General features: G+C 52.3%; 6 protein-coding genes. 2 read left to right on the forward strand and 4 right to left on the reverse strand.

What is annotated here, in order from left to right:
* Window positions 1-50: 50 nt before the first annotated feature.
* Window positions 51-2,639 carry a GDSL-type esterase/lipase family protein gene (locus SH527x_RS05790; protein WP_437193704.1) on the reverse strand — a complete coding sequence of 863 codons (2,589 nt, stop codon included), beginning with the start codon at window positions 2,637-2,639 and terminating at the stop codon, window positions 51-53.
* 487 nt (window positions 2,640-3,126) lie between these two features.
* Here SH527x_RS05790 and SH527x_RS05795 point away from each other — a divergent pair, with 487 nt between their 5' ends.
* Entirely contained in the window at window positions 3,127-4,644 is a 1,518-nt protein-coding gene (locus SH527x_RS05795) for an MFS transporter (protein WP_437193705.1), read from the forward strand.
* Window positions 4,645-4,774: 130 nt separating this feature from the next.
* Complete coding sequence (gene hrpB, locus SH527x_RS05800) at window positions 4,775-7,336, forward strand: ATP-dependent helicase HrpB (RefSeq protein ID WP_437193706.1); 2,562 nt, start codon at window positions 4,775-4,777, stop codon at window positions 7,334-7,336.
* A gap of 103 nt (window positions 7,337-7,439) precedes the next feature.
* On the opposite strand, the gene SH527x_RS05805 is transcribed toward hrpB, so the two are convergent.
* The 3 genes from SH527x_RS05805 to SH527x_RS05815 form a co-directional block, all read right to left on the reverse strand.
* A complete protein-coding gene (locus SH527x_RS05805) occupies window positions 7,440-8,660 on the reverse strand; it encodes a class I mannose-6-phosphate isomerase (RefSeq protein ID WP_437193707.1) in 1,221 nt (406 codons plus the stop codon).
* A gap of 426 nt (window positions 8,661-9,086) precedes the next feature.
* Complete coding sequence (locus SH527x_RS05810) at window positions 9,087-10,001, reverse strand: metallophosphoesterase family protein (RefSeq protein WP_437193708.1); 915 nt, start codon at window positions 9,999-10,001, stop codon at window positions 9,087-9,089.
* A gap of 244 nt (window positions 10,002-10,245) precedes the next feature.
* Window positions 10,246-11,238, reverse strand: a complete 993-nt coding sequence (locus SH527x_RS05815) for a DUF1559 domain-containing protein (protein ID WP_437193709.1) — start codon at window positions 11,236-11,238, stop codon at window positions 10,246-10,248.
* Window positions 11,239-12,390: the final 1,152 nt, after the last annotated feature.

Raw genomic sequence — 12,390 nt, forward strand, 5'->3', positions numbered from 1 at the left:
GTTCGGCCTTTTCTGTTGGTTGACCGGGTTCAGACGTCAGGATTGCCGAACTACTTCTTTACCACGCTCGCCACGACACCTTCGCGAGAGAGCGAGTCTGCCGATAACTTGAGATTTCCATTGTTTGAATATCTCTTGCTGAGCGGAGAAAGTTCGCTGTCGTTAGCGTCCCCAACCCCATGCACAGTGAGCGATGCTGGGAACGAGAGTGCGGCAATTCCACCGACACCACCGTATCTGAGCGCGCCCGGAAGCATGTTCAGATCCAGAGATGAATCAATCTTCCCAAAGCGGAATTGATTGAGATCAACAATCGTGCTGGTAACCTCATTTGCCCCCATTCGAGATCGAGCAAGCAACGCCCAAAGGCCTGCATCTCCGGTCCCGACCAAGGTCACTTCATTAAAGCCTTTTGATTTCAGTGCTTTAACAGTGCGATCAATGTCATTGATTCGTTCGGCAATCAGAGTCAGGTTATATCCGTAAAGAAATCCGGTGTAGTCTTCACCTGCTTTGGCAGCCTGGTGCGACGGAGAAGTCGACTTCATTTTTTCCAGATAAGGATTCTCGGCGGAAGAAGTGCCTCCGGTCAAAAGGAGGTCCGCTCCGGCGACTGCGTAGCCTGAATTCAGTATTTCAGAAACCGCTGCTTCAGGAGTTCCGTTCTCAGTCATGAGGTGAGACTTCCCGGCGCCGTCCAGCCAAAGCACAACCTTCTGCGTCGCCGTTTTGGGAGTGAGCAATGTCACCGGAACCAGCATTTGTGCAGAACGAACAGTGAATTCTTCGCGTTTCAAGTTGCTGGCAATTTCCTTCTCAGAACCAGAAACGATCTGAATTTCACCTTTCGCTGGAGGCAGCAGCACATTGACGGCAGGACGAATCGTTGCTTCATAGTTGTCCTGGTTAAGCGAGTCGAACTGCTGACGATCACGAGCCCGCAATTGGTCTCGCAATGGTGCTTCTTCCAAAGCGGTTGCTGGTCGTGGATGCTGGTCAGTGAAGACCGTCTGCTGAGCTCGGGTCAACGGCCAGTAATCCTGCTGCTTCACTGGTGATTTCAATCCCAGATTCAAGTGAGCATTAAACCAGTCATACATCATCTCGCGAGCAGGCTGGTTGTAGTTGTGACCAAACTGCGGGAAGCATTTGGCCGTTACCAGATCAGCCTGACCATAGAAGCCATACACCTGCTTCAACTCTGGCAAACCACGTGTCTCGATGTTGATTGTCCAGTCGTTCGCACCGGACATCGCCAGTGGACGCGGAGCCATTAAAGCCGCGATTGCGATGTTGTTCTGCCCAACACGAAGGTAGTCGGCATTTTCACAGATACATCCCCCTTGCATGGCGGTCCCCACCATCACTGCCGGGAAGGCAACCGTTGGACGCTGGTCGACAGCACACAACATGAATGTTTGTGTTCCGCCTCCGCTTTCCCCTGTCACGCCGATTCTCGATGGGTCAACGTCAGGCAATGACACCAGAAAATCGAGTGCGCGAATTGAATTCCAGGTCTGCAGCCCCATCTTGTTGTGCAACCACAACGCCGCATCAGCGTCAGAAAATCCTTGTCGGTGCGAGAGTGGTCCATGATCGGCATACCCGATCATGTCATACAGGAAAACGACAGTCCCCATCCGGACCAATTGCACTGCACGAGACTGGATATAAGACTTTGCTCCAGAACGAAACTGTTCGCCACCATTTTCATATGAACCTGGAACAGACGCATCTGAACTCTCATGCATCCGACCATCTTGTGCATGACCATGCGCACAGAGAATTCCTGGAATCTTCCCTTCGACCGTCTTGGGACGATAAAGACTCCCGGTAACGAGTAAGCCCGGTGAACTTTCAAAGAAGACTTTCTCGACGGTGTAGTCGCCCATGTCGAGTTTTCCATGAATCACCGGCTTGATTTGCTGCTTCTCCGGCATTGGCCAAAGGCCATTGGAAACGAGAACGCGTTGGCGAATCTTCTCCGACTCAACCTTCCATTCTTCAAATGAAGTCGGCGGCACCCATGGGTGATAGCGATCATAAAGTTCGCGGCCTTTAGACAGTCGAGAATCACCGACGATGTGCGGGCGAACCAGACTGTCCCAAAGTTCATAACCGGCAGGACTCAGATGCAAACCGTCTTTTGCAAGTAATTCAGGGAGCGGCTTGCCATCTTTTCCAATCATTGGAGCATCAACGTCAACGTAAACGACGCCAGGCAAACCAGCAATCTGAGCTTTGATCAGCTCATTCGCTTCACGGACCAGTTCGACCTTGTCCCAGCGTTTGATGCTCGGCTTGATTCCGATGAAGACCAGCTTGGCTTTCGGAATCTGCTTCTTGACTTTCTCGACCAGTTGCTTGAACTGGTCTGCGACCTGCTGTGGGGTCCGCGATGCAGCAATGTCATTGTCGCCGGCATAGACCACAATTGTCCGAGGCTGATACGGAAGAACGACGCGGTCAAAATAGTGGACCGTATCGCTCAGGAGAGAACCCCCAAACCCTCGATTGATGATGTCGAGATCGGGGAACGATTTCTGAACATCCCACAGGACGATACTCGAACTCCCTACAAACAGAATTCTGCCTGGGATCGGAGGAGTTTTCGCATCAGCATCAGCGAATTTTTTCATCGCTGGTTCCCATCGAGCGGGATCCAACTTCTTTGCATCTTGAGCAACTGCAAGGCTTTGAAATAAAAGCCCTGAAACAATTGCAACTGACAGCAGCATCTTCCGCCAATGGCAGGTCATTCGAAATCTCCGTTGCGGGGCAATACATTGGTGCATTCGAATGTATCGATACCGGACGAGAAATCCAATTCGCTTTCGATCTCGATATTGTGGAGCATCGAACTCAACTCGATCTTCGAATCTCCGCGAAATTTCTCGAAATATCATGCAGCTCGCTGGAAAATTTTCTTGCAGTTTGCGACGCTCACAATTCTTCGGTTCGGTGCCCCTGAACACGAAAACGCTGCGCGTACGCGTGTAACGCTTGATCAAATAAGCAATTGGAGAGAGGTCTTTCCTGCAAGAGAGCCTCATTCCTTGAGCGAATAATGACCACCCTCACATTGCCTTCCTGGGGCATTGTGATTGCGAAAGCGAGTCAAAGAGAATGGCTGAAAAGCTGAATGAACGCGGTAAGTGGATGGCGCTGGGCGCCGCACTTTTGGGCTGGATGTTTGACGGATTCGAGATGGGCCTGTTCCCCCTCGTCGCCAATCCTGCACTGACAGACCTGCTTTCCCCCCATTACACAGATCCTCAACAACTGGCCGGAGAAACCGGGAAGTGGATTGGGATTATCACCGCCGGCTTTCTGGTCGGTGCCGCAATTGGGGGAGTGCTGTTCGGATGGCTGGGAGACCGCATCGGTCGAGTCCGCGCCATGGCTCTCAGTATTCTGACGTACGCTCTGTTCAGCGGTTTGTGCGGATTTGCTGACTCTGCAACTTCGCTCCTCGTATTCCGTATTCTTGCGTCCCTCGGGATGGGAGGAGAATGGGCCCTCGGGGTTTCGCTTGTGATGGAACTCTGGCCGAACAAATCACGAGGATGGCTGGCCGGTCTGATTGGTGCTGCATCCAACGTTGGGTTCATGCTCGATGCCGTTCTCAGCATGTATCTGATCTCTGTTCTTGAGTCACTGAAGAAAGTATTCCTGGCAATTGGAATTTCTTCAGAGCAAGTCGAAACGCTCTCTTCAAATGGGGGCTGGCGACTGTTGATGATGTGCGGAGCGTTCCCTGCCGTGCTGACATTTGTGATTCGAATGTTCGTACCTGAGTCTGAAAAATGGACCGAGGAGAAGGAAAAAGGTTCGACCAATAACTGGGCGACCATTGACCTTCTGGGGGTCTTGATCGGTTCACTTGGACCAATCGGAATGCTGGCTCTCTGGGCCAACGATGGCGTGCCGACCTGGGCGCGAGTCATTGGAACAATAATTGGACTGGCGATGGGAATTGCCGGCTTCATGTATCCAGTGAGCCGCTTCCTTGATCGAATTGGCAAAGACAAAGTCATCGTCGGTGCTAACGGTCAGCCAGTCCGTAAATTGATGCTTGTCGGAGCATTGCTCAGCGGCGTTGCGTTGCTGGGAACCTGGGGATCTTTGCAGTGGGCCGCTCCATGGGCTGCATCACTCACCAAAGAATCAGGCATTCAGGGGAAAGAATACACGCAGATCGCACTGGGCTTCGGCGCCATTATCGGAACGATTCTCGCTGCGATCGCCGGGCACAAGTTCGGCCGAAGAATCACTTATTTCGGCCTGTGTATTCTGTCATTGGGTGCGGTCCTGCTGTTCTACCAGACAAGCACTGAATTCGGTTCATGGTTCCTGTTCACTTCATTCCTTGCTGGCGGAACAACAGCTGCCTTCTATGGATGGCTTCCGCTCTATCTTCCGGAGTTATTCCCGACAAATGTTCGGGCAACGGCTCAGGGATTTGCATTTAACTTCGGTCGAATTCTGGCTGCTGTGGGATCACTTCAGACCGGCGTTCTCCTGAAGGATGTCTTCAATGGAAGCTACGCCAACGCATGTAGCGTAATGGCCTGTATCTACTTCCTGGGGATGGTTGTGATCTGGTTCGCTCCGGAAACACGTGGAAAAGAACTTCCAGAGTAATCTTCAGTTGAAATGCGTCAGGATTTCGCCTTTGAAATTCCCGACACAATAGTCAAAATCGTTGGCGGATGGGTTCATTGAATCCATCCGCTTTTTTATTGGACTTCATGATTGAAACGACGACGCCTGTATGACTTCTCTTCCGCGGCTGCCAATCGATGATGTTCTTCCAGAGATCGTGACGAAGCTGCGGGAGAGTGAAACGATCGTCCTGCGAGCTCCCACCGGGGCAGGAAAAACAACGAGAGTTCCGCCTGCGATTCTCGACGAAGGGCTTTCTGGAGAAGGTCAAATTCTTCTTCTGGAACCGCGTCGTGTCGCTGCCAGAGCCGCCGCCGTCCGAATGTCTCGCGAACGGGGAACGAAACTCGGTGGAGACGTCGGGTATCAGGTTCGATTCGATTCCAAGTGCAGCCGCGATACGAAAATCCTTGTCGTCACCGAAGGGATTCTACTCCGAAAATTGCAGACAGATCCGTTCCTCGAAGGTGTCGGGGCAGTTCTGTTCGATGAATTTCACGAGCGAAATATCAACAGCGATCTCGCGCTCGGAATGGTACGACTCATTCAACAGGAAGTACGAAACGACCTGAAGATTGTTGTGATGTCGGCAACGCTGGACCCAGAGCCGATTTCGCGCTATCTCAACAACTGTCCCATCGTTGAAAGCCTCGGAAGAACATTTCCTGTCATAGTTGAGTATCTGAAGCAACGTGACCGTCGCTCCTCTGTCGAACTGGCTGCATGGGGAGTTGAACAGGTCTTCAAGAAGACCGATGGCGATGTCCTCGTGTTCCTACCGGGCGTCGGTGAAATTCATCGAACCGCGCGTGAACTGGAAGAGTTTGCACGCCAGCAGAACGCCGGGATCTGGCCGCTCTACGGAGACCTCTCTCCAGAAGAACAGGATCAGGTGCTCTCCCCTTCTCCGAAACGCAAGATTGTTCTTTCAACGAACGTCGCGGAAGCCTCAGTCACTATCGAGGGTGTTACCGCCGTTGTCGACACGGGTGTCGCTCGGGTTCTCCGTTTCGATCCGTTAGTTGGACTCGACCGTTTAGAGATTGAACCGATTTCGAGATCATCGGCCGACCAGCGCGAAGGACGCGCAGGACGGACGTCACCCGGCTATTGCCTGCGATTGTGGGAAGAGGTCTCACATCATCATCGTCCAGAACAGACAGAACCTGAGATCCGGCGAATCGACTTAGCCGGACCGCTGCTGCAGCTGAAAAGTTGGGGAGAGCCTGATGCTCTGCAATTCCCATGGTTCGAACCGCCGCGTCCAGAGACCGTCGCTCAGGCCGAACTCTTGATGAGGCGTCTAGGGGCGACCGATGAGTCAGGGCGGTTGACCAAGTTAGGACAGCAGATCGCTCGAGTTCCGGCTCATCCACGAATCGGTCGACTACTGCTGGCGGGACATCAGTTCGGTGAGGTCCATCGCGCGGCGTGGCTGGGGGCCTTACTGGAAGAACGTGATCCATTCATGCGGCCGCGGCCCGGTCAAGGTTTCCAGCAAGGTCGAGGAGGGACGATGGTGACGTCCGGCAGTCATCATTCCCAGTCGGATCTGCTTGATCGACTCATGGCACTGGAAGAGGCTGAACGTAGCGGCACTCTCGATTTCCCTTGGGGGACACTTCACCGTGGCGCCGCGTCGCATCTGAATCGAGTACGCGATCAACTCCTGAAAGACTTCAAAGATCTGGATGTCCCTGACTCTCAATTGGATGACGACAATGATGTCGCCGAATCTCTGTTGAAGGCTCTCGTACTCGCCTTCCCTGACCGCGTCGCCAAACGACGTTCCCCGGGAAGTGATAAAGGGGTCATGGTCGGTGGTCGCGGAGTGAAGCTTGCGCCTCAATCATGTGTGCGATCTGGAGAACTGTTTTTATGCACCGACGTCGATGCCGGTCAGACAGACGCACTGGTACGTCAGGCTTCTCTCGTGCGATCAGAATGGCTCCCTGCGGAGTCGTTGCGAACCGTAATGGAACTCTTCTTTCATCCGACGCAGAAGCAGGTGGTTGCCAGAAAGCGTGACTACTTCGAAGACCTCATCCTCAATGAAACACCCTCTGTTCTGCCGAACAACGAGGAACCAGCCGCGTTGCTTTTCCAAGAAGCCTGTAAGGAATTCTCACAGGTCTTTCCCGGTGATCGGCCTGAGATCCGAAATCTGATTTCCCGTGTCAGTGGACTGGCGCAATGGATGCCGGAACTGGGGCTTCCGAGTCTGAGTCAGGAAGACCTGTTTGCAGCGTTAAAGAACCTCTGTACCCGATGTCGGTCGTTCTCAGAATTGAAGCGAGCAGACTGGCATGACGAGTTATTGAATCTCTTCAACTGGTCGCAGCGGCAGATCATCGATAAAGAAGCTCCTGAACGTTTCACCGTCCCAAGTGGAAGTTCCATTGTCTTGCAGTACGAGGAAAACCGACCTCCCGTCCTTCCGGTGAGGATTCAGGAGATCTTTGGGTTGACTTCATCCCCACGCATTGCCGGGGGACGCGTCAAAGTTCTGTTACACCTGCTTGGCCCGAACATGCAGCCTCAACAGGTCACCGATGATCTAACGAGTTTCTGGGCGAACACGTATCCCACTGTGCGAAAGGAACTCGCAAGAAGATACCCCAAGCACCCTTGGCCAGAAGATCCGTTGACGGCGAAAGCAATCCGCAAGTAAGCGTCTTACCGCACTCCGTGGGTCCCCGGTTCCGGAATGCTTGAAAACAAAAAGGGCCCTGAGTTGACTCAGGGCCCTCGCAACTTTGCAAAGAAGTCTTTACTTAGTTCAGTTTCCAAGCGCCATTAGCTGGTGCTTTTGGCTGAGCATCTGGACCAAAGTATCGCAGACTCACCAGCGGCTCGGTTCCAGTGTTCTCGAAGGTCACCCCTTCGCGAGCTTTCTTCGCGGTAACGAAGACTTCGTCCTCTGTGATTTCCCCGAAGCGAATCATCACAGGTGTCTGCAGATCGAGCTTGCCGATTTTCCCACGTCCTTGAACAGTGACGAGGCCATAGGCTCCACCGTCTTTAATGGTGCATTTTGCACCCGGTTGCAGTGTCATTTCCTTCGCGGTGAACAACTGCTTTCCGTCAACCTTTCCGTAGACGATCCAGTTATCAACCCAACCGTCGCCCTGTTCGGAAACAACTGGTTCGAGGTAATTAGAATCGCGGTAGTTTGGATCGACGTTCTTTTCCCAGTCCAGAGCATTCACGAGATACTCGTTATTGTTGTGGAATTCTTCCGGGAAGTCCTTCGTCAACAATGAGCGAGGGACCATGCGGCCTTCAACGAGGGACTGATACATCCCGAAGACGTCTGATCCCCACTGTGGTTCGTAAGTTACCAGAGAACCCGGTGCGTGCAGAACGCATGGCGGAATCAACCAGCCTGTTCCTGGCTTCAGGCGGTATGCCTTGGACAGGTCGAGGATACCGTTATCCCCTTCGTTCCAGCGATCAAGGCAGGCGATCACTTCTTCTTTGGTGACGCCCGGCTCAAACCCCATGAATGTGTATGGGAAGTTGTTGCCAATCGCATTCATCTGTGGTGGGAAGTAATACGACTCTGGCTTCCCTTGCTGGCCTACCAGAGCTGCCTGCTCGTCGTTCTGGTGCATGTGATGGGGAATTGGCCCCATGTTGTCGAAGAACTTCGAGTAAACCGGCCAGCGCTCGTATTTATTCCACAGTTCTTCACCGATCAGTTCTGACTTCAATTCAGAAACCGCGTCGGCCAGAGTGACTTTCTGCCCCTGATGAATGATGTACGACAGACCTTCGTCGTGCCGGCGATTTTCGTTCGCTGCAGGTGTGGTCGATGCGAACCAACGCTCATCGATCCCCCCACGATCCATCCCAAATGCGTAGTAATCATTCGGGTGCAACTTCAGACGGCGACCCGGTTGCAGAAATGAGCGTGGGACCCAGGTCGGGGTGAGTCGCAGAATGCCATCGTTCTCAGAAAGAGCTGATGAAACCAGTGAGGCGACATTCGCCATAGTTGATCACCTTAAAGGGCTGGTTGAAATAATGTTTCGTCTATGGGCACAAATACGGCAAAAAATGCGGGCACGGTGAAGGTCATCATTCACGATTGCAATCACCTTCTCTGGCATCGTCAGAGACTTCACAACCTCATATGAAGATGTGGGGATATCAGTCCGTGCTGATTGTGGCGGTTGAGTCGCGGAATTTCAAATCGATGGCCTGTCAACTCGCATCATAAATTGCGTGAGTGGCAATTCTTGCAATGAATCGAGAGCCTGATGTCTCGTGAAATGAACTGCTCAGAAGACTCTCGATCTCAGTGCGAACAGTTCTGACCAGTATTGAGCTGGATGTCAGAGATCAGGGAACGCCCCAAAATTACGCCCCTCTTCCGCAATGACCATCCCGGTTTGTCTCGATCGAAAATCAGCCTGAGATTATGACCACTTCCGTGATTCCTGCTTGTGGAATCCAGTGAGGCGGATGGAGCCATTCTGGTAGACGTCCAATGTCGAGAACGCGTTGTTTGTTTCGACGGGGCCTTCGATCATCGCCATCAGAGTGCAGTAATGAATCCCGCCAATCTCTTTGAGATCGTTGACATGATTGTGCCCCTGAAAGACAGCCCGAACCTTCCCGGACTCTTCAAAAATCTTGCGAACCATGGCCGCTTCTTTCACGGCATATTTATTCTCGACGTCCAGACGCTGATGAACAAAAACAATCACCGGACCGACAGCCGATTTCAGGTCAGCCTTCAGCCAGTCGATCTGTGCTTCCGTTAAGTTCGCATCTGTCCAGTCGGAATTCTTCCGCCCATAAGGAGCCCTGTCCTTGCGGAAGCATCCATCCAGAATGACAAAATGAACGCCATTCTCGTCGAACGAGTAATACGACTTCTGCTGTCCAACCTCGCCGAGAAATTCCTCTTTAGTCAACGATTCAACGCAATGGTTTCCAAGGACGTAATGCTTCTTGCCCGGCAGTTGCGAGAATTCCTTGTTGATCCGTTTCAGGAAAGCCAACTCTTGATCAACTGAACTGGCGGAATCAATGAAGTCGCCTAATTCGATCACACAAGTCGGTCGGGTCTTTTCAAACTGACTCGCAGCGATTTCAAGCTTCTTCTGCGTGTCACGATAGTTTCGTTTTCCGTTCGCATCTTTGTCCGCGTAATGCATATCAGTGATGAGGCCGACGTGCACCAGCGATTTCTCTTCAATTTCGTTGGCCAGCAACTTCCCAGAGAAACTCGTCGAGAGTCCAGTGCCAAGGAGAATGAGCGCTCCATTTTGTAGGAATGCTCGACGCCCAAGTTGTTGAACAGATTCCGGTGCAACTGACTGATTCATTGACGTTGTGACCTCATCTGCAAATGACACATGTGGGGAATGGAACACTGGCTTAAAACGGTTTCTGATGACGCCATCTTGATCAATTGGACGCCTGGAGTCTATTTCCGTCTCCTGTGCTTAACGAAACTTTCATACCGACAGGTCGGTTTCACGCTCTCTCAAATGAAAAAGGAGAGACCGAAAGCAGTCATGCTCTCAGTCTCTCCTTTTAAATCGGACCACAGATCAATGCCCGACAAGGCTAAAACTCTCCGACAAGTTCACCGCCATTTCGGGTCGCGAGAGCTCGCCAGGTTGCCAGATTGATGTTCTCAGAAACAAACCGCACGCTGCCATCTGCGAGAGTTACCTGAACGCCTCCGGTGTGTGCACTCCTCGCACTGGTAATGGCGAAGTTGTGGTACCCATTATGACAGTCAGGCGACTGCGAATTCGGGCCGTAATAATGGTTATACATCGAATCTGCGAGATGGCCGTTCACCCATTTTGCGCCGCGATTACCTTTCCAGACTGTCCCTGAAGAACAGGCCGATTCCGTTGTCTGAGTGGCCCCGGCAAGCTCGATAATCCGTCGCCGTGTGTCACCCGCAGCAGGGGCGGAATGATCTCCGTCACCAAGCAATTGTTCACCAAAGACCACAGTGTTGCTTGTGCCGTCGCCAATGTCCCGAAATGAGATGCGAGACTGCGTAAAAATCGTGCCATCAGCGCGGCTGACAGATCCATCATCAGCAGCGTCCGCAGCATTGTTAATCGCTGAGCCAGCACAGGCTGGATAGCTGATCCCACCATAGTCTTCATTCGGAACACCATCGCTGTCGCTCGGGCAAAGAAAAATACTCAAGCGACTTTTGGCAGCGGTGTCGTTCGCTGTCACGGCAGAAATGTTGTAGCTGCCAGCAAAAAGGAGCATTGGTGGAACTGAGAAATTCAACAGATTCTGCAATGCGGTCTGCTCCATATAAGGAAGCAGCTGCGCCTGCGCAGACCAGACAAAAGGGTATCCGAGACTGCCTGGCGGAAAGACCCGATGTGTTGATTCATAATTGTGAAGCGCCAGCCCCAGTTGCTTGAGATTATTCTTGCACTGTGAGCGTCTGGCCGCTTCTCTTGCCTGTTGAACAGCAGGAAGCAGCAGGGCGATCAAAATCGCGATGATCGCAATCACCACAAGTAATTCGATTAAAGTAAATCCACGTTTCCGTTGAAATAATGAGCGAGAACAGGGAGACATTGAAACTCTCCAGTATCAATCGCGGTCATCTGAAGAGACCCACGACTGGAAGTTGGATGAACACCAACAAGCTGTCTGCATGTCGTCAGCAACGCCAACGTCTCCATTGCATCATGGACGACTGAACGTCATCCAGCGGAAGCAGAGTATGGTGATGGCTGAACGGCGATTGAACCGCCAGTACGTGGCGCATTCCCGGACGTGTCTCAGACAGCCTGACGAACGAACTCAACAGCAATGAGTTCGAGGAGGTGGAACATCAGGACAGATTGCGCGTCCCTGAAAACTCCAGGAGTGTTCAACCGGGAGATACCCAAGCAGAGTTTGTTGCGGAGTGGCAACTTCACATGCAGGAAGACGAGGCTCAATATTGGCGATCAGACCAAATTGAGTGTCAGGTCCGCAGGAGCAACTTTCTGTGATTTGATCACAAACTGGCTCATTCCCTGATTGTGGTTCAGAACGTTCACTCTTTTTATCTTGTGGACTCTGGCAACAGGAGGGAGTCGCGGCGGGTTCTGACTTCGCAACACAACAGGCAGGCGTTTCCACTGCTGGAGCCTTTACTGCCTGTGGCTTTTGACAGCACCCGTTCTGAGACTGTGCTCGATCCGCCAGCGTCTTCTTCAAACAGCAGCATGACCCTGAAACCTGTGCGGTCGAATCGCACTGGCACCCGGATTTCACGACGCTTGTCACGGCTGTCACCGGAGTCGCCAGACTGCAAAACAGATAGAGACACAACATCCCAGCACACACACGACGGTGGTTGCTGTGACGCAGGTTCGAGTTTTGCTTCGTCCGGTTCACCATGTCACAACGGAAAGATTGCCTCGGATAGCACCACTTTGAGCGGCAACATTTTTCAAGCGCCCTCAGTTCAATCAGGAATCTCTCCCCTGACTGAGCTCCAGAATCAATGTACCCGTTCTGACAACAAGATGCGCTGATCTGATTCAAATTTTCTCTGTAATGCGACAGGGCTCGATTGAATTCTGGCGGGAACGTTCGTCCTCCGCGCCTATGATACCTTAACTATTGAGCCTGAATGCGAAACATGGATCGCAGCCGCTAACGCAGGATTGCAATCCGGAAATCGAGGGATACCGTTCAATAATCAAGTCCAGCCGAGCAGATCACATTCGATTTTCG

The sequence above is a fragment of the Planctomicrobium limosum genome (assembly GCF_051465645.1).
Lineage (GTDB): Bacteria > Planctomycetota > Planctomycetia > Planctomycetales > Planctomycetaceae > Planctomicrobium.

What these genes read in the sequence shown, in the direction of transcription:
- SH527x_RS05790 (WP_437193704.1), bottom strand. Translation starts at nt 2,639, where the DNA reads ATGAAAAAATTCGCTGATGCTGATGCGAAAACTCCTCCGATCCCAGGC.
- SH527x_RS05795 (WP_437193705.1), top strand. Translation starts at nt 3,127, where the DNA reads ATGGCTGAAAAGCTGAATGAACGCGGTAAGTGGATGGCGCTGGGCGCC.
- hrpB (WP_437193706.1), top strand. Translation starts at nt 4,775, where the DNA reads ATGACTTCTCTTCCGCGGCTGCCAATCGATGATGTTCTTCCAGAGATC.
- SH527x_RS05805 (WP_437193707.1), bottom strand. Translation starts at nt 8,660, where the DNA reads ATGGCGAATGTCGCCTCACTGGTTTCATCAGCTCTTTCTGAGAACGAT.
- SH527x_RS05810 (WP_437193708.1), bottom strand. Translation starts at nt 10,001, where the DNA reads ATGAATCAGTCAGTTGCACCGGAATCTGTTCAACAACTTGGGCGTCGA.
- SH527x_RS05815 (WP_437193709.1), bottom strand. Translation starts at nt 11,238, where the DNA reads ATGTCTCCCTGTTCTCGCTCATTATTTCAACGGAAACGTGGATTTACT.